At 57.4% G+C, this 18,675-nt stretch carries 14 protein-coding genes and 1 pseudogene; 7 read left to right on the top strand and 8 right to left on the bottom strand.

From position 1 onward, the window contains the following. Nucleotides 1-41: 41 nt before the first annotated feature. The 6 genes and pseudogenes from mnmG to ravA form a co-directional block, all read right to left on the bottom strand. A pseudogene (gene mnmG, locus ACLHDD_RS15480) lies at nt 42-1,932 on the bottom strand (tRNA uridine-5-carboxymethylaminomethyl(34) synthesis enzyme MnmG). 432 nt (nt 1,933-2,364) lie between these two features. Continuing rightward, complete coding sequence (gene mioC, locus ACLHDD_RS15475) at nt 2,365-2,805, bottom strand: FMN-binding protein MioC (protein ID WP_427104785.1); 441 nt, start codon at nt 2,803-2,805, stop codon at nt 2,365-2,367. Nucleotides 2,806-2,958: 153 nt separating this feature from the next. Continuing rightward, entirely contained in the window at nt 2,959-3,420 is a 462-nt protein-coding gene (gene asnC / locus ACLHDD_RS15470) for a transcriptional regulator AsnC (protein WP_313656080.1), read from the bottom strand. 103 nt (nt 3,421-3,523) lie between these two features. After that, nucleotides 3,524-5,662, bottom strand: a complete 2,139-nt coding sequence (gene ovoA / locus ACLHDD_RS15465) for a 5-histidylcysteine sulfoxide synthase (protein WP_427104784.1) — start codon at nt 5,660-5,662, stop codon at nt 3,524-3,526. 280 nt (nt 5,663-5,942) lie between these two features. Then, nucleotides 5,943-7,403 carry an ATPase RavA stimulator ViaA gene (gene viaA, locus ACLHDD_RS15460; RefSeq protein ID WP_427104783.1) on the bottom strand — a complete coding sequence of 487 codons (1,461 nt, stop codon included), beginning with the start codon at nt 7,401-7,403 and terminating at the stop codon, nt 5,943-5,945. Continuing rightward, complete coding sequence (gene ravA, locus ACLHDD_RS15455; protein ID WP_427104782.1) at nt 7,400-8,896, bottom strand: ATPase RavA; 1,497 nt, start codon at nt 8,894-8,896, stop codon at nt 7,400-7,402. Before ravA ends, viaA begins: the two co-directional genes overlap by 4 nt. Nucleotides 8,897-9,185: 289 nt before the next feature. Here ravA and kup point away from each other — a divergent pair, with 289 nt between their 5' ends. Further along, nucleotides 9,186-11,054, top strand: a complete 1,869-nt coding sequence (kup, locus tag ACLHDD_RS15450) for a low affinity potassium transporter Kup (RefSeq protein ID WP_427104781.1) — start codon at nt 9,186-9,188, stop codon at nt 11,052-11,054. A 30-nt stretch (nt 11,055-11,084) separates the two neighbouring features. Here the strand turns inward: kup and qseC are convergent, their stop codons facing one another. Then, on the bottom strand, nt 11,085-12,425 hold the full coding sequence (qseC, locus tag ACLHDD_RS15445) for a quorum sensing histidine kinase QseC (protein WP_427104780.1): 1,341 nt from the start codon (nt 12,423-12,425) through the stop codon (nt 11,085-11,087). Then, a complete protein-coding gene (gene qseB / locus ACLHDD_RS15440; RefSeq protein ID WP_427104779.1) occupies nt 12,413-13,084 on the bottom strand; it encodes a quorum sensing response regulator transcription factor QseB in 672 nt (223 codons plus the stop codon). Before qseB ends, qseC begins: the two co-directional genes overlap by 13 nt. A gap of 162 nt (nt 13,085-13,246) precedes the next feature. Here qseB and ACLHDD_RS15435 point away from each other — a divergent pair, with 162 nt between their 5' ends. The 6 genes from ACLHDD_RS15435 to rbsK all read left to right on the top strand — a co-directional run bounded on the left by ACLHDD_RS15435 (nt 13,247) and on the right by rbsK (nt 18,675). Beyond that, on the top strand, nt 13,247-13,654 hold the full coding sequence (locus ACLHDD_RS15435) for a YgiW/YdeI family stress tolerance OB fold protein (RefSeq protein ID WP_427104778.1): 408 nt from the start codon (nt 13,247-13,249) through the stop codon (nt 13,652-13,654). 225 nt (nt 13,655-13,879) lie between these two features. Then, on the top strand, nt 13,880-14,299 hold the full coding sequence (gene rbsD, locus ACLHDD_RS15430; protein WP_427104777.1) for a D-ribose pyranase: 420 nt from the start codon (nt 13,880-13,882) through the stop codon (nt 14,297-14,299). A gap of 7 nt (nt 14,300-14,306) precedes the next feature. Continuing rightward, on the top strand, nt 14,307-15,815 hold the full coding sequence (gene rbsA / locus ACLHDD_RS15425) for a ribose ABC transporter ATP-binding protein RbsA (RefSeq protein WP_427104776.1): 1,509 nt from the start codon (nt 14,307-14,309) through the stop codon (nt 15,813-15,815). Then, nucleotides 15,812-16,783, top strand: a complete 972-nt coding sequence (rbsC, locus tag ACLHDD_RS15420) for a ribose ABC transporter permease (RefSeq protein ID WP_128084213.1) — start codon at nt 15,812-15,814, stop codon at nt 16,781-16,783. Before rbsA ends, rbsC begins: the two co-directional genes overlap by 4 nt. Nucleotides 16,784-16,808: 25 nt before the next feature. Continuing rightward, nucleotides 16,809-17,684, top strand: coding sequence for a ribose ABC transporter substrate-binding protein RbsB (gene rbsB / locus ACLHDD_RS15415; RefSeq protein ID WP_427104775.1), 876 nt, complete (start codon nt 16,809-16,811; stop codon nt 17,682-17,684). A gap of 61 nt (nt 17,685-17,745) precedes the next feature. Beyond that, nucleotides 17,746-18,675, top strand: a complete 930-nt coding sequence (rbsK, locus tag ACLHDD_RS15410; protein ID WP_427104774.1) for a ribokinase — start codon at nt 17,746-17,748, stop codon at nt 18,673-18,675.

The raw sequence follows: 18,675 nt of genomic DNA, 5'->3' as shown, positions 1-18,675 counted from the left end.
AGTCCATTCAGCGGGGGCGAGTCGCCTCGCCCCGTTTCAGATCAGGCGCTTTTGCGCAGCAGACCCTGTTTTTTCAGATAGATCAGCAGAATTGAGATGGCCGCCGGGGTAATCCCCGAAATGCGGGTCGCCTGACCAATCGACGTCGGCTTGTGATCGTTCAGCTTGGCGATCACCTCGTTAGAGAGGCCACTGACCTGACGATAGTCGAGTTCCACCGGCAGCAGCGTATTCTCGTTCCGCAGCTGGCGATCGATCTCTTCCTGCTGACGCGCGATATAACCTTCATATTTGACCTGGATTTCAACCTGCTCTGCAGCCTGCTCATCCGCCAGCGCCGGACCATAACTCTCGAGCGACATCAGCTTCAGATAGGTCATCTCAGGACGGCGCAGCAGATCTTCCCCGCTGGCTTCTTTGGTCAGCGGCGCACTGAGTACCGTATTCACCTCTGTCACATGTGCGGACTTCGGATGAACCCAGATATCACGCAGACGCTGACGCTCCTGTTCGATTGCTTCCAGCTTCTGATTGAAACGCGCCCAGCGCGCATCATCGACCAGGCCCAGCTCACGGCCCGTTTCGGTCAGACGCAGGTCAGCATTATCTTCGCGCAGCATCAGACGATATTCAGCACGCGAGGTAAACATGCGGTACGGCTCTTTAGTACCGAGTGTGCACAGATCGTCAACCAGCACGCCCAGATAAGCCTGATCACGACGCGGTGCCCAGCCCTCTTTATCTGCAGACTGACGGGCCGCGTTCAGACCGGCCAGCATGCCCTGCGCCGCCGCTTCTTCATAGCCGGTGGTGCCATTAATCTGACCGGCAAAGAACAGGCCGTGAATAAATTTGCTCTCAAGTGTCGGTTTCAGATCGCGCGGATCGAAGAAGTCATACTCGATGGCATAGCCAGGACGTACGATCTTCGCGTTCTGCATGCCCTGCATCGAGCGAACGATCTCAATCTGTACATCAAACGGCAGACTGGTAGAGATACCGTTTGGGTAGATCTCGTTGCTGGTCAGCCCTTCAGGCTCCAGGAAGATCTGATGCGAGTTGCGATCGGCAAAGCGCATCACCTTATCTTCGATCGATGGGCAATAACGCGGGCCGATCCCTTCGATGATCCCGGCATACATCGGGCTGCGATCCAGGTTACTGCGGATCACGTCATGGGTTTTCTCGTTGGTATGGGTGATCCAGCACGGCACCTGCTGCGGATGCTCAGAAACATTGCCCATGAACGAGAAGACCGGCATCGGGTTGTCACCGTGCTGTGGCGTCAGCACCGAAAAATCGATGGAGCGCGCATCAATGCGCGGCGGTGTGCCGGTCTTAAGACGATTCACCCGCAGCGGCAGTGCACGCAGGCGTTTTGCCAGGGGGATCAGACGGGGGATCACCTGCGCGACCACCACTGTAGTTGTCCAGACCAATATGAATTTTGCCATCGAGGAACGTGCCGACGGTCAGAACTACGGTTTTTGCGCGGAACTTCAGGCCCATCTGTGTGACCGCGCCGACGACGCGATCGTTTTCCACGATAAGATCGTCAACTGCCTGCTGGAAGATCATCAGGTTGGGCTGATTCTCCAGAGCGGTGCGCACGGCCTGCCGATAGAGCACACGATCCGCCTGCGCGCGGGTTGCCCGAACCGCGGGTCCTTTGCTCGCGTTTAGTATCCTGAACTGAATACCTGCCTGGTCGATTGCTCGGGCCATCAGACCCCCTAAGGCATCCACTTCCTTCACCAGATGTCCTTTGCCAATGCCACCGATCGCCGGGTTACAGGACATTTGTCCAAGCGTATCAATGTTATGGGTGAGTAAAAGGGTTTGCTGACCCATTCGGGCGGCCGCCATTGCGGCTTCGGTGCCCGCATGACCACCACCGATTACGATGACGTCAAAAGGATCCTGATAAAACATGAAGTGGTACCTCGGTTAATTAACGTGCAGGATCGTCGTCCTGGGGCGTGGATTCTACTCAAATTCCGGCTGGGGTGAAAGTCGCGGGATCGTCAGGTTTTAAAAGAAAGGATCTTAGATCTGTATATGATCTTTCTGTTAGATCTCTTATTAGGATCCCGGTCGCCTGTGGATATCTGCCAGAAGCGGCGGATAAACAACAGGATAGCGAGGATCGTTAGCTGTGAATGATCGGTGATCCTGATCCGTATAAGCTGGGATCAAAAAGCCCTTTTATCCACAGCTCAAAAAACGTTCTCGGGTTGTTCTTTGGATAACTACCGGTTATACGCACGATTAAGGGGTAGTTATCCACAAAACAAAAAAGCGGAAAAGGATAAAATCAGCATCTTTCACTGGGGATCGTGACTATTTCGCGATCCCCGACCGCTTTCAGATCGCAGTTTTCCAACTTTCCAGCCAGGCCTCAGCCGGATCTTCGGGAATTTCATGCTCCAGCACGTCAATCTCCAGACGATCGCCGATCCGGTGCGCACCCCGCTCGATCAACAGGGCTTCAATCTGGCGGATCGCGCCACAAAAGAGATCGTATTCATGATTGCCGAGTCCGACGGCACCGAACCGCACCTGAGAGAGGTCGGGCTGGGTGTCACGGATGGTTTCAAAGAGCGGCAGCAGATTGTCAGGAATATCGCCCGCGCCATGGGTAGAGCTGACCACCAGCCAGATCCCCGCGGCCGGCAGTTCATCCAGTGCCGGGCCATGCAGCATCTGCGTCGAAAAGCCTGCATCCTGTAATTTTTCTTCGAGATGTTCAGCCACGTACTCTGCACTACCCAGGGTACTGCCACTGATTAAGGTTATATCGGCCATCTTGCTCTCCCGGACATTAAGGCGAGCATTGTACGCTGTGATCAAGCCGTGATCCACCTGTGGACAACAGGGTTAATAGATCAGGAGAAGCGAACGCAGCCGTTGTCAGCCGTCTCATTCGTCAGGGATAAGATTATGCACAGGCGAGAAAGATCAGGGCCTGATGGTGCGCATGATTGGGTTTTGCAGCGAGATCAGAGTTTCTGTGGACTGGATTTCATCAATGGTCTGGATCTTGTTGATCAATACCTGTTGCAGAGCATCGATCGAGCGGCACATTACCTTAATAAAGATGCTGTAGTGGCCGGTGGTGTACCAGGCTTCAACCACCTCATCCAGCGCATTCAGTTTGCTCAGCGCCGCCGGATAGTCGCGGGCGCTTTTCAGGATGATGCCAATAAAGCAGCAGACATCGAATCCCAGCTGACGGGGATCGATATCCACGCGGGTGCCCAGAATAATGCCCGCCTGTTTCATCTTCTCCACACGCACATGAATGGTGCCGGGGCTGACGTTAAACTGTTTTGCCAGCTCGGCATAAGCGGTGCGCGCATTTTCCAGCAGGGCATTCAGAATGCCGCGATCCAGATTATCGAGCTGCAGGTGTTCGGCCATGGCCATCCTCGTTATAGGTCTGCTTGAGTCAACAGGGGTGAATGTGCAGCAAAATAGCGGTTCAGGCAACTCCCGGCAGCGACGGGCGCCGCTGCCGGTTCACTTAACGTTTACGCCAGAGCGTGACCTGCGCCAGCGTGTGCTGGAACTTGCGGGCCGTCTCGCGGATCACAAAGGGAACATCCTGCGGTTCGCCAATCTGCTCAAAGTCGGTCGCCAGCAGACGTTGCAGCGCCTGCAGCGTCGTCAGTGCTTCTCCGTTTTCGCGTACGCCGCCCAGCCAGTTCTCTTTCGGTGTGAACGCCTCCAGCCAGGTATAGGGCGATGAAAGCAGCAGAATACCACCCTGACGCAGCATTGGCGTTACGTCGTGCAGGAAACGCGCAGGCTGTCGCAGACGATCGATCAGGTTAGAGGCGAGCACCAGATCGTAACGTTCGGGCTGCGGTTTAAGGTTGCAGGCGTCGCCCTGTACAAACTGGATCCGCTGCGCCAGTTCGCTCTCTGGTGCAAAATCTTTCAGGCGCACCTGACGATACTCGACCAGATCGCCCTCCTGAGGCAGCAGATAACGGAAGTCTTCGCCGCTGGCCAGCTGCAGCGCCACATCGATAAAGCGTGCCGAATAATCCATGCCGGTTACCCGATCAAAATGGCGGGCCAGTTCAAAGCTGGCGCGTCCGGTGGCACAACCAATATCCAGCGCCTCGCCACGTGCGCGGGTATGCTCAAGCGCCAGTCTGACCAGGGTTTCAGCGTAGTTATCGACACCGAAGTAGCGTGGGCCATACTGGAAGTCGAGATACTGCGACACCATGGCATCCGACTCATAGGGATTCAGCGCCATGGTTTCCTGATGGGTGGAGACCACATAACGGAAACCGGCATGCTGGAAGAAGTGGCGGCGGAATGCATAACGGGCCGATTTCAGCGCTTCGTTGCCGGTCGAGATCCAGCTGCCGCCTTTAATTAACGAATGTTTGCCATCAAAGGTCGGAGTAGAGAAATCGTCGTACAGCGGATGGACTTTAAAACCTTCGAAGCCGTTGGTCGGTGTGGTGGTCCACTGCCAGACGTTACCGACAATATCGAAGAACTCGCCCTGTGCGAACAGATCAACCGGCGAAGAGGAAGCCCAGTACGCCAGGTTGATGTTGCCCGGCGCCCGCTCCCAGTCCGGCTGATCGCCGGCCACCTGTTCACGCAGCTGCGCCCACTCCGCTTCGCAGGGTAGCTGGATGGTCATGCCGGTCTGCGCTGCTTTCCAGCGGCAGAATGCGGCTGCCTCCAGCTGATTGACCTCCGCAGGCCAGTCCCACGGCATCGCAACCTCTTCGCACATCAGGCGCAGTTTCAGCTGATCGGGCATCGCAGGCGTGCCCACCCAGAAGGTTGGCATCACCGCGTTAGCAAACTGACACCAGCCCCACCCTTCGTCATCCCACCAGCGACGATCCTGATAGCCACCGGCTTCAACAAACGCAAAATATTCCGCGTTGCTGACCAGCATTTTGCTCGCCTGGAACGGCTGCAGCGTAATCTGCTGGCGGCCATATTCATTATCCCAGCCGTAGGTATCGTCGGTTTTTCCCAGGGTGACCGTGCCGCCGGGCATCGGCAGCAGGCTGTTGGCGGGCACGGCCTGGCGCTGGTGGCGCGCCATCGGGCAGACCGGCCAGGCGATCTGCGGCCTGACCCACTCAAGCGGTAGCTGGCGTATCAATACGCTGGAGGTTTCCAGATGAATACGTTCATGTTCGATACCCATCAGGATCACCCAGGCCGGACTCTCCCAGGTGATCGGCAGCGTAATGGGCATGGTCTGAATCAGATCGCTGACCAGCGCCTTAACGCGTCCGCGGTATTCACGCACGGCGTCAATGGTCGGCCAGTCATAGTGACTGTCGTTAAGATCGTCCCAGCTCATTTCATCCACCCCGATCGCCATCATCGCTTCGATACGATCGTCCAGGCGGGTGTCAATCAGGCGTCCGGCCATCAGCTTATTAATGTAGAAGGTCGCGGTATGACCAAAATAGAAGATCAACGGATGGCGCAGCGGGATAGCTTTATTGAACCAGGCCCTGGAATCGGTCAGGCAGGTGAACAGGCTTTCATACTGTTCCCAGGTCTGAAGAAAATAAGCCAGCAATTCGGCACGTTTTTGTTCAATGTTCTGACCGGAGAGCAATAACGTGCGCGTCGGGGCGGGCAAATCATGGTGGGGTTGAGCAGGCGTCACAGGAAGCTCCAGATTGCTGAGTAAGTAAAACGGTAATTTACTATAGCAAAGAAGCTTTTCTGCCAGATGACTCAGGGCCTGCCCGTCAGGCTATTTTATTTGCCACTCTGAACCTGGGCAGTGCTCACACAGGCTGCTTTAGCAACCTGAACGCCCGTCAGGGCGGCCCTGAAGGGGCGAGCACAGCGAGTAATCCTCACGTACTCCGTGTTCGCTCCGGTTGTTCCGCGCTGTCCCTGTCCAGACGGTCTGCAACAATTACCCTTGTCGGGACAGGCTCTTAACGGCGCCAGTGCCGCAGCAGACGGCTTTTCATGCCGGTATCGAAGCGCCAGATATGGTCGAAAATGCGCAGAACGCCGGGTTTTCCATGGGCCGACATCGCCACGGCATGAAAACGTTGCTGATTATGTCGCTGGCGTTTTTTAATCGCGCCGATCACTTCTTCCGGCAGGCGCTGAGCGATAAAATCGGAGACGATAACCGCATCGGCCTCCTGCCACGCAACACCCTCCATCCGGGTTACCACCGAGGAGAGGCAGGCGGCCAGATCGGTGCCGCCGCGAAAACGCTGGCTCAGGAAGCGAATCGCCTGTTCCAGCCCATCATCACCGGTCAGTTCATAGCCAATCACCTCATGGGCGAACAGCATAATGTAGCAGCGGCGGCGATCGGCCAGCGCGACTTTCAGCAGCGCCAGGCAAAAGGCTTTGGCGCAGCGCTCATTGAAGCCCCCCATTGAACCGGAGGTATCCACGCAGACGATGAAAGGGCCGCGTGGCTGCTCCTCATGCTGTTGATGACTGGCCGGACGCATCGTCACCTTTTCATGCCAGGCGTCGCCCTGCAGCCTGTAGGTCAGCAGCCGTTTCTCGACCAGCCGCCGGTAAAACTCCAGCTCCAGTTCGCTGATGCTCAGCGCCGCGAGTTCCGGCGGCAACAGACGCAGCACATCGTCGCTCTGATGAATACCGCTCACTTCTTCCGGAACGGCATCCGGCTCCTGTACCAGCTGGTGGAAAGCTTCCATGGATGCCTCCTGAGACGGCACCGATTTGGCCTCACGGCTACGCCCCAGCTGCTGGGCCAGTTTCATCAGCTCCGGTTGTTGCGCCAGAAAATCACCATACTGCAGCATCAGCTGATAGTCGCCAGGCTGCAGTGACGCCTTGCTCATGTCCCACAACCGGCCAGCGGCCGCTTCATCATTGTCACCAAGAACCGGTGCCAGCTGGCCGCTCAGCGCCATACGCTGCTGCAGTTCCGCCATCAGGCGTTCGCGCTGCTGCTCCAGCACATCCTGATTCAGTGTCAGGGTCTGTAAGGTCAGGCTCAGCCGCCAGCGCTGCAAAAAAAGCTGGTGCTGCGCGCTGCTGAGCTGGCGGGTCTCCGTATGCTGAAGCAGCCGGTGCGCCTCATCAAGAAAGGGAGATGGCAGGCTTTCAAGCGCTTTGAGGGTGGTATCCAGCTGGTGGCTGAATTCCCGATCGCTGAGCAGCTGTATTTGCTGGAACAGCTTAAACTCTTCCGCCAGCGCTGCCGGAACGGGCGTGGCTTTGAGTTCCGCATTGATCTCTGCACGCCAGCGCGGCACGTCGTGCAACAGCGCTTTTTTCAGACCGGGAAATTTTTCAAAAAACAGGGCCAGCTGGGGAGACGCCAGCAGAGCAATAATCAGCTCTTCAATCAGTTCTGTCTCACCCACCGAGAGCAGGGTGCTGAGCGTCTCAACAGAGATCATTTACGCGCCTGTTTAAGCTGTTCCGCCACATCCTGCAGGCTGGTTTCAATCCGTGCCAGCCAGTCATCGCTGATAAACAGGCAGCGCTGATGCTGACTGAACAGGTGGCGCTGAGAACGCAGTTCACTCTCCAGCGCATCCAGCGCGTCGCTGATCTCACCGGGCAGTGGCTCGTGAGTGCTGACGCCTGGCAGGGTCAGACGCGACGACTGCAGGCTGACATCCCGGACCGCCAGGCAGTGCTGCGCATCTACCTGCATATCCAGACTCTGGGCAAAGCCAATACCGTTAAGCTTGCCGCGCACCTCGCCCCCTTTCTGCAGCCACTGATTCAGTGCATCACGGGCGATCACCAGGTGCGTTACCTGCATATCGTGCAGCGTCAGCGGCTTCTGCAGCATCAGCGTCAGCTGTTCATCGATAAGGCTTTCCGGCATATCGTAATGGGATTTGCGGCTGAACATGCCGCTGTGTTTTTCAAGGGTGATCGCCTGGGCGATGCTCTGCTGCTGCTGCAGTGCCAGACGGCGCGCCTTGATCTGCTGCAGCTTAAGCAGCATTGGCTGCTGCTGCCAGGCATGCAGCGTCATCAGCTGATCGATTTCACGCTCCAGCAGCTGCATGGAGGCAACGTCATGCCAGAGACAATCTTTAAGCAGGATCAGATCGATAGGCGCAATGGCGCTACGCCCACTGTAAAAGGCACTCGCCTGCAGCAGGTGAATAGCTTTTTTCCAGCGACGGTCGGAAATATAGGGCGCGGCAGGCTGGTTCTCCAGCTGCTGACGCAGCTGATAAATCAGCTCAAATACCGCATCAGGCAGCGTGACCTGGCTGATGCTGAGCTGCCACTGCGCATACTCCTCATCGCTGATGCGTAGCGATTCCGCGACCGGATTCGTGTGCTCATCCTGCTGGTGAGTCAGCATGCTGCGGAAGTTCTGTTTCTCATGCACGTTATCCAGCCACAGACGAATCAGCATCCGGTCATAGAGTGCTTCAAGACCGCTGTCGGCTTCCGGCAACTCGTTAGAGGCAGTGACCAGCAGCCGCATCGGGATTTTCTCTTCGCTGTCGCCGTTGCGGAAGCGGCGTTCGTTAATGGCGGTCAGCAGGGTATTCAGGATTGCCGGACCGGCTTTCCAGATCTCATCCAGAAAGACAATCTCCGCGTCGGGCAGATAGCCTCGGGTCAGACGCTGATAGCGCCCTTCATCTTTGAGCGCCTGAATGGAGAGCGGGCCAAACACCTCTTCCGGGGTGGAAAAACGGGTCATGAGATATTCAAAGGCACGGGCGTGCTGAAAGGCATATTTAAGGCGGCGGGCAATCAGACTCTTGGCGATACCGGGCGGTCCCAGCAGGAACACACTCTCACCGCTCAGTGCCGCCAGCAGGCAGAGGCGAATGGCATGATGCCGCTCATATAATCCTTTTTCTAACGCATTGCTAAGGCGAGAAATTCTTTCTGCCAAAAGGTGGGGTTGAGCCATAATCACATCAATATCCTTACGAACGTCGGGCCGCCGCGCTTAAGCAAGCGCCTTACTCTATAGATCATCATGCGTGAAAGCGTTGATAGCTGTCAGCTTTTTTGTTTCAGAAGGTTTGCCCCGTCAAACACCGTGTTGAAAGCGGCGTTTACGCCTTGACCAGCCTTGTGACCCGGGCTGAGCAGTGAAGTGGGTATAGGAATTTTTGGTAAACCGTGCATACTGTGCGCTTTTTGATGGCCTGAGCGAGGGGTATTGCGCCTCTTCGACTCCAACAAAAGATAACTCTATGAGCTCGGATAATAAGCAGTCACTTCGTGGATTAACGCTGGCCGCGATTGGTGTTGTTTACGGGGATATCGGCACCAGTCCGCTCTATACCCTGCGTGAATGTCTCTCCGGACAGTTTGGCTTCGGTGTTGAACGGGAAGCGGTATTTGGCTTTCTGTCGCTGATTTTCTGGCTGCTGGTGCTGGTGGTCTCACTGAAATATATCAGTTATGTGATGCGCGCCGACAACGCGGGTGAGGGCGGCATTCTGACGCTGATGTCGCTGGCGGGCCGGCATACCGGGGGGCGTGCCACGGCAATACTGGTGATTATGGGCCTGATTGGCGGCAGCTTCTTCTATGGCGAAGTGGTGATCACACCGGCTATTTCGGTGATGTCAGCCATCGAAGGGCTGGAAATTGCCGCGCCATCGCTGGATCCCTTCATTGTGCCGATGTCGATTGCGGTCCTGACCCTGCTGTTCGTGATTCAGAAACATGGCACCGGCATGGTGGGAAAACTCTTTGCCCCGGTGATGCTGCTGTGGTTCCTGGTGCTGGCTGTGCTTGGCGGACTCGGCATTATGAAGAATCCGGAGGTGCTGCATGCGCTGAATCCCGCCTATGCCGTCGAGTTCTTCCTGCACTATAAATCGGTCTCCTTTTTCGCTCTGGGCGCGGTGGTACTGGCGATTACCGGGGTTGAAGCACTCTATGCCGATATGGGGCACTTCGGCAAAGTGCCAATCCGGCTGGCATGGTTCTCTGTGGTGCTGCCTTCGCTGGTGCTGAACTATTTTGGTCAGGGGGCGCTGTTACTCAGCGATCCTAAAGCGATTAAAAACCCCTTCTTTCTGCTGGCGCCGGACTGGGCGCTGATCCCGATGTTGATCCTGGCGACGCTGGCGACGGTGATTGCGTCACAGGCGGTGATCTCCGGGGTCTTCTCGCTGACCCGTCAGGCGGTCCGTCTGGGTTATCTGCCCGGCATGCGCATCATTCATACCTCTGAGCGCGAATCGGGCCAGATTTATATTCCGGTTATCAACTGGGTCCTCTATTTTGCCGTATTGATTGTGATTATCAGCTTCGAGCACTCCAGTAACCTGGCCGCGGCCTATGGTATCGCCGTGACCGGCACCATGGTGCTGACATCCATCCTTTCCTGCACCGTCGCGGTTAAAAACTGGCACTGGCACAAGCTGGCGGTCGGCCTTATCCTGGCGCTGTTGCTCTGTATCGACGTGCCGCTGTTTACGGCAAACCTGGTAAAAATCTTCTCGGGTGGCTGGCTGCCGCTCTGCCTTGGTCTGGTGATGTTCATCATCATGACGACGTGGAAAAGCGAACGTTTCCGCCTGCTGCGCCGCCTGCATGAGCACGGCAACTCTCTGGAGGCGATGATCGCCTCCCTGGAAAAATCACCGCCCGTTCGTGTGCCTGGCACAGCGGTCTATATGTCGCGGGCCCTGAATGTGATCCCGTTTGCGATGCTGCATAACCTTAAGCACAACAAAGTATTGCATGAGCGGGTTGTGCTGCTGACGTTGCGGACAGAAGATGCCCCTTACGTTCATAACGTGCGGCGCGTCACCATTGAGCAGCTGTCGCCCACCTTCTGGCGGGTGGTGGCAAGCTACGGCTGGCGCGAAACGCCTAACGTTGAGGAGATTTTCCATCGCTGCGGGCTGGAAGGGCTGAACTGTCGCATGATGGAAACCTCTTTCTTTATGTCGCACGAATCGCTGATCATCGGCAAACGTCCGTGGTATCTGCGCCTGCGCGGCAAACTCTTCCTGGCACTGCAGCGTAATGCGCTCCGTGCGCCGGACCAGTTTGAGATCCCACCAAACCGGGTGATCGAACTGGGCACTCAGGTCGAGATTTGATTGACCGTGCCCGCCTGACGGGGCGGGCGCTTACCAGCGCAGCGTGACGCAGAGCCCGCTGCCGGGTCGCTGGCTGAAGGTGATATGCATTCCGTGCAGCTGCGCGATTCGACTGACGATTGATAGTCCCAGTCCGCTGCCACTTTTCTCCTGACCTGGCGGCCGCCAGAAACGCTCACCGAGCCGTTGCCGATCGGCGTCACTCAGACCCTCGCCATTATCCTCGACCGACAGGCTGTTCGCCGTTAACCGCACATCGACTTCACTGCCTACCGGTGTATAACGAATAGCGTTATCCAGCAGATTGCGCACCAGCAGCGACAGCAGCAGCGGATTGCCCTGAAGCAGCGGATCGGCCTCCGCATGCAGTCGCAGGGTGACGCCCGTTTTATCCGCCAGCGGCAGCTGGGCCGCCAGCGTCTCCTGGACCGTGCGTTTCAGCGCTACCGGCTCAAAGGCGCTGCGGGCATCCTCCGCGTCCACCCGCGAGAGCGTCAGCAGCTGATCCACCAGCCGGGTCGCGCGGCTGATGCCGGTTTCCAGCTGCTGCAGCGCATGGGTACGCATTACTTCATCATCTGCCGTCAGCTGGATCACCTCGCTTTGCACCTGCAGCGCCGCCAGCGGGCTGCGCAACTCATGCGCAGCATCAGAGGTAAAACGCCGTTCACGCTGCACCATGGCGCTGATGCGAGTGAACAGCCCGTTAAGCGCGATCATCAGCGGCTGAACCTCTTTCGGCACGCGGTCAGCCTGCAGCGGCGTGTCGTCATCCGGCGCGCGCTGCGCCAGCTGCCGCGCCAGCGTCTTCAGTGGCCGCAGTTCAGACCAGACCAGCGCGATCAGTAACAGCAGCATAAACGGCAGCGCGATAAGCCACGGCAGGACGCTGGCGCGCATCAGATCCTGCGTCATATCGTCACGGTACTCTACCTCCTGACCCACCACCACACGGAACTGCCTGTCGGGGGTGGTCAGCCAGACGAACCGCCAGCGATCGTCATCGTTGGTGAGCTGACCCTCATGAAATCCCTGATACTCCGCCTCAAAAGGCAGATAGCGGCCATTATCACCATCGTTCAGTACCTGCCTGCCGTCACGCGTGAAGACCGCAAACGCCAGGGCGTCGTCATCCTGATCGCCGCGATGGTGGCGCAGCATCGCTTTAGTAGTGGGCAGCGTAACCTTGTCGAGCGAGGCGAAATCCAGTGTCAGCAGGCGCTTGGCCAGCAGCATCTGCTGGGTATCGAAAAGCTCATCCAGGGTTTCGCGGGTCTGATACCAGGCGCTGAGGCTGGCACTGACCCAGCAGATACCCAGCAGCAGTACAAAGCCGAGGCCGAGCCGCAGAAACAGGCTCATTGATCGCATCCGGCGGCTCCCAGAGTGTAACCAACGCCGTGCAGCGTACGGATGAAGTGACTGCCCAGCTTCTTACGCAGATGATGGATATGCACTTCCACTGCGTTGCTGGAGACATCGGCATCCCAGCTGTAGAGCTTCTCTTCCAGCTGGCTGCGCGTCAGCACCCGGCCAGGATTACGCATAAAGAGTTCAAGCAGCGCCAGCTCGCGGCTTTTCAGCGCAACCGACTCACCATTGCACATCACACTGTGGCTGCCCGGGACCAGCACCACATTGCCATGACGAAGTTCAGGCTGCAGCTGGCCGTGACGGCGGCGGATCAGCGCCTGTAAGCGAGCGGCCACTTCGGTCAGGGCGAAGGGTTTGCACAGATAGTCGTCGGCGCCCTGCTGCAGTCCTTCGATCCGCTGGTCGAGCGCATCGCGGGCGGTCAGGATCAGTACGGGCACATCGTTGCCCTGCTGGCGCCACTGCCGCAGAATATCGAGCCCGTCACGCTCAGGCAGTGAAAGATCCAGGATCACCGCATCCCAGGGCGCCGCCGCCAGGGCGTTAAAGCCCGCTTCACCCGAAGTAAACCAGTCCACGCTGAAGCCCAGCTTACTCAGCCCCGCCTTAATGCCGTCGCCAATCAGGCGATCGTCCTCAATCAGTAAAATACGCATCCCGTCTCCCCGTGCTGATAGCGTTTTATACGAAGCCCCTCCCGGCTTGTACAGCGGATTCCGGCTCTGAACGCTTATTTTTACCGCTTAAGAAGCTGTTAAGAACCCCGTGGTCTACTGGGCTGATTCACACCGGCAACATAACTCAAAAAGGGGTACTCCATGAAAAAGCACGCTGCAATTCTGGCCGTTGTCATGCTGGCTTCCGCACCGGTTTTTGCTGCTCAGCAGGGCGGATTTGTTGATCCCAGCGCACCCGCTGCTCAGACGCAGACCACAAACGCTCAGGGCGGATTCAAAGCTGACCACACCAGCGTTGTGACCGTAAAGCAGGCGGAAGAGATGAAGGATGACAGCTGGGTCACCGTGCGCGGTAAGCTGGAAAAGCAGATCGGCCATGAAGATTATCTGTTCCGTGACCAGACCGGCACGATGAAGGTGGAGATCGATCACAAGCACTGGAACGGACAGACTGTTTCACCCCAGGACAACGTTGAGCTGACGGGTGAACTGGATAAAGATTTCAACAGCGTTGAGCTGGATGTGAAGCAGGTTAAGAAGCTGCCTTAACCCTCCCGATGCTGGTTCCTATCAGGGACCGCATCCGGCAATTTTCGCCCTGCCGGGCCGCCTCTGCGGCCCCCCTTTCCCGGCACCTGCCTGCCTTAACGCAAATTTTCTGCGGCGTAAGCGAAACGTTTCGATAACGATCACAGATTTCAGATCTGCCGATTGAGTTGCTGACGGCTTTTCATACACTCCTGTAAGCGAAACGTTTCGCTGTGGAGTGAAAAGATGAAAAAAGGTCGCCTGTTAAACGCTGAACTCTCCAGTGTGATTGCCCGCCTGGGACACACGGATACGCTGACGATTGCCGATGCTGGCTTGCCGATTCCGGCAGGTCCGCAGCGCATTGATTTAGCGCTTACGCCGGGTACGCCCGATTTTATGCAGGTGGTTAACGCCGTTGCACTGGAGATGCAGGTCGAGGGCGCGCTGATCGCCGAGGAGATTAAGCAGCACAATCCGTCACTCCATGGCGCGCTGATCGCCGTGCTCGAAGCCTTGCAACAGCACCAGGGAAATACCATCACCATCCGCTACATCAGTCATGAGACATTCAAACAACAAACGCAGCGTAGTCAGGCGGTCATTCGCAGCGGAGAGTGTTCTCCGTTTGCGAATGTCATCCTCAGCGCCGGTGTGACCTTCTGAGGCGGCTATGCAACCTTTACTGCAACTCGACGGCATTGAAAAATCCTTTCCGGGCGTGAAAGCCCTGAAAGGCGCGTCGCTGAATGTCCGGGCCGGACGCGTCATGGCGCTGGTGGGCGAGAACGGCGCAGGCAAGTCCACCATGATGAAAGTGCTGACCGGCATCTATCAGTACGATGCCGGTACGCTGCGCTGGCTGGGCCAGGAAACCCGTTTCAGCGGGCCCAAAGCCTCGCAGGAAGCGGGTATTGGCATTATTCATCAGGAGCTGAACCTGATCCCGCAGTTAACCGTGGCGGAGAATATTTTCCTCGGCCGCGAATATGTCACGGCCTTTGGCCGTATCCAGTGGTCACGGATGTATGCCGAAGCCGATGCGCTGCTGAAACGCCTCAATCTGCGTTTCAGCAGCCATAAGCTGGTGGGCGATTTGTCGATTGGCGATCAGCAAATGGTCGAGATCGCCAAAGTGCTGAGCTTCGAGTCAAAAGTGATCATCATGGATGAGCCGACCGATGCACTCACCGACACCGAAACGCTGTCGCTTTTTCGGGTAATCAACGAACTGAAAGCGCAGGGCTGCGGCATCGTCTATATCTCGCATCGCATGAAAGAGATTTTTGAAATCTGCGATGACGTTACGGTATTCCGCGATGGTCAGTTTATCGCTGAACGTCCGGTCAGTGCGCTGACCGAGGAGAGCCTGATAGAGATGATGGTTGGCCGCAAGCTGGAAGATCAATATCCCCATATCGACCAGACACCCGGCGAGGTGCGTCTCAAAGTGGAGAATGTCAGCGGGCCGGGCGTGGATGACGTCAGTTTCAGCCTGCGCAAAGGTGAAATCCTGGGCATCTCCGGGCTGATGGGCGCGGGCCGGACCGAGCTGATGAAAGTCCTCTATGGCGCGCTGCCGCGCCGGACCGGATCCCTGTGGCTCAATGGCCGGGAAGTGGTGACGCGTTCACCGCAGGATGGGCTGGCTAACGGCATCGTCTACATCTCTGAAGATCGTAAGCGTGATGGCCTGGTGCTGGGCATGTCGGTAAAAGAGAACATGTCGCTGACGGCGCTTCGCTACTTCAGTCACGGCGGCGGCACCCTGAAACATGCGGCAGAGCAGCTGGCGGTAGGTGACTTTATCCGGCTGTTCAACGTCAAAACCCCCTCTATGGAGCAGCCGATTGGCCTGCTGTCGGGAGGAAATCAGCAAAAAGTAGCGATCGCCCGCGGCCTGATGACTCGTCCGGATGTTCTTATTCTGGATGAGCCAACACGCGGTGTGGATGTGGGCGCGAAGAAAGAGATCTATCAACTGATTAACCAGTTCAAAGCCGAAGGGCTGAGCATCATTCTGGTCTCCTCAGAAATGCCGGAAGTGCTGGGCATGAGCGATCGGATACTGGTCATGCACGAAGGCCGTATCAGCGGCGAATTTACCCGTGAAGAGGCCACTCAGGAGAGCCTGATGGCCGCCGCCGTAGGCAAGCAACACAGCGAGGATTTAGTGGTATGACGACCCAAACTTTACCTGCCAGCCGTCGCTGGTTTAGCAAAAGCTGGCTGCTGGAGCAGAAGTCGCTGATAGCACTGCTGGTGCTGATCGCCGTGGTGGCCAGCCAGAGCCCGAACTTCTTTACCGTAGCGAACCTGTTCAACATCCTCCAGCAGACGTCGGTTAACGCCATTATGGCGGTCGGCATGACGCTGGTGATCCTGACCTCCGGTATCGATCTTTCTGTCGGATCACTGCTGGCCCTGACCGGGGCGGTGGGCGCCTCGCTGGTCGGCATGGAAGTAAATGCCCTCGTCGCAGTGGCGGCTTCGCTGGCGCTGGGGGCGGCCATCGGCGGCGTGACCGGCACTATTGTGGCGCGCGGCAAGGTACAGGCGTTTATCGCCACGCTGGTGATGATGCTCTTGCTGCGTGGTGTCACCATGGTCTACACCGACGGCAGCCCGATTAACACCGGTTTCAGCGCCAATGCCGATCTGCTGGGCTGGTTTGGGATCGGTCGTCCGCTGGGCGTGCCTGCGCCGGTCTGGCTGATGGCGGTGGTCTTCATCGCCGCCTGGTATATGCTGCAGCATACCCGCCTGGGTCGCTACATCTATGCCCTGGGCGGAAACGAGGCGGCCACGCGTCTTTCCGGCATCAACGTCAATCGCGTCAAAATTATCGTCTATTCACTGAGTGGCATGCTGGCGGCGCTGGCGGGCACGATTGAAGTGGCGCGTCTCTCCTCGGCACAGCCGACGGCGGGCACCGGCTATGAGCTGGATGCAATTGCGGCCGTGGTGCTGGGCGGCACCAGCCTGGCGGGCGGTAAAGGGCGTATTTTCGGCACCCTGATTGGCGCGCTGATCCTTGGCTTCCTGAATAACGGCCTGAACCTGATGGGCGTGTCTTCGTACTACCAGATGATCGTTAAAGCGGTAGTCATCCTGCTGGCGGTGCTGGTGGATAATAAAAGCAGTAAATAACTCTGACCTTACACAGGATAATAAGATGAAAAAGTTAACCATACTGGCTGCGATTCTTGGCGCAACGCTCAGTACCGGTGCAATGGCAAAAGATACCATCGCACTGGTCGTTTCAACCCTGAACAACCCGTTCTTTGTTTCGCTGAAAGAGGGAGCGCAGAAAGAGGCGGACAAGCTGGGCTACAACCTGGTGGTCCTGGACTCCCAGAATAACCCGGCGAAAGAGCTGGCGAACGTGCAGGATCTGACGGTTCGCGGCACCAAACTGCTGCTGATCAACCCAACCGATTCTGATGCCGTGGGCAATGCCGTGAAGATGGCGAACCAGGCGAAAATCCCGGTGATTACGCTGGACCGCGTGGCCGCACAGGGTACTGTAGTCAGCCATGTCGCCTCAGATAACCGTTTCGGCGGTAAAATGGCGGGTGACTACATCGCGAAGAAAGTGGGCGAAAACGCAAAAATTATTGAGCTGCAGGGCATTGCCGGAACGTCTGCCGCCCGTGAACGTGGCGAAGGCTTTAAGCAGGCCGCAGACGCACACAAATTCCAGATCCTCGCCAGCCAGCCGGCTGATTTTGATCGCACCAAGGGTCTGAACGTTATGCAGAACCTGCTGCAGGCCCATCCGGATGTGCAGGCGGTCTTCGCTCAGAACGATGAAATGGCGCTGGGTGCACTGCGTGCGCTGCAGACCGCCGGTAAAACCGGTGTGATCGTGGTAGGTTTTGACGGCACCGCTGATGGCGTCAAAGCCGTTGAAAGTGGCAAACTGTCTGCGACCGTGGCACAGATGCCAGACAAAATTGGCATGATCGGCGTGGATACCGCTGATAAAGTGCTGAAGGGTGAAAAAGTGAAGGCGATCAACCCGGTTGACCTGAAGCTGGTCACTCAATAACTCAAAGAAAAGCAGGGCACCGCGCCACCCTCCCGGTGGCGCACTTATTCCGGACTCTCCTATGAGCAAAAACGCAAAACTGGCCGTTCTTGGCAGCATTAACGCTGACCACATCCTTAATCTTGCGCACTTCCCTCGTCCCGGTGAAACGGTGATCGGGCAGAAGTATCAGATTGCGTTTGGCGGTAAAGGTGCCAATCAGGCCGTCGCAGCTGGCCGTGCGGGTGCTGATATCGCCTTTATCGCCTGTGTGGGCGCTGACGACACTGGCGAACGCATCCGCCAGCAGCTGGCACAGGATAACATTGATACCACGCCGGTCGGGGTCGTTGAGGGTGAGTCGACAGGCGTGGCGATGATCTTCGTCAACGGCGAAGGTGAGAACACTATCGGTATCTACTCCGGCGCGAATGCGGCGCTGACGCCCGCGTATGTGACGCGTCATCAGCAGGTGATCGCCGGGGCCGATGCGCTATTAATGCAGCTGGAGTCCCCGCTGGAAAGCATCCTTGCGGCTGCCCGGCTCGCCCGACAGCATCAGACTCAGGTGATCCTGAACCCGGCACCCGCCACCCCGCTCTCCGATGAGCTGCTGGCGTTGATCGATATCATTACTCCGAATGAAACCGAGGCGGAAAGTCTGACCGGTATTGCGGTCAGCAACGACGACGATGCGGCTCGCGCGGCGGCCGTGCTGCATGCCAAAGGCATCGGCACGGTGCTGATTACCCTTGGACGGCGCGGGGTCTGGCTGAGCGAAAAGGGCAAAGGTCAGCGCATTGCCGGCTTCAGCGTGAAGGCCATTGATACCATTGCGGCGGGCGATACCTTTAACGGTGCCTTTATTACCGCGCGGCTGGAGCAGAAACCCATCAATGACGCGGTGCGATTTGCTCATGCCGCCGCCGCGATCGCCGTTACCCGACCGGGTGCGCAGCCCTCCGTGCCGTGGCGCGCGGAGATCGATGAATTTTTGCAGCAGCAGGGCTAA

It is taken from the genome of Pantoea sp. NSTU24 (assembly GCF_050157905.1).
Classification (GTDB): Bacteria; Pseudomonadota; Gammaproteobacteria; order Enterobacterales; family Enterobacteriaceae; genus Pantoea.
The sequence above is the reverse complement of the archived record's forward strand: the minus strand, read 5'-3'. Positions and strand labels throughout refer to the sequence as shown.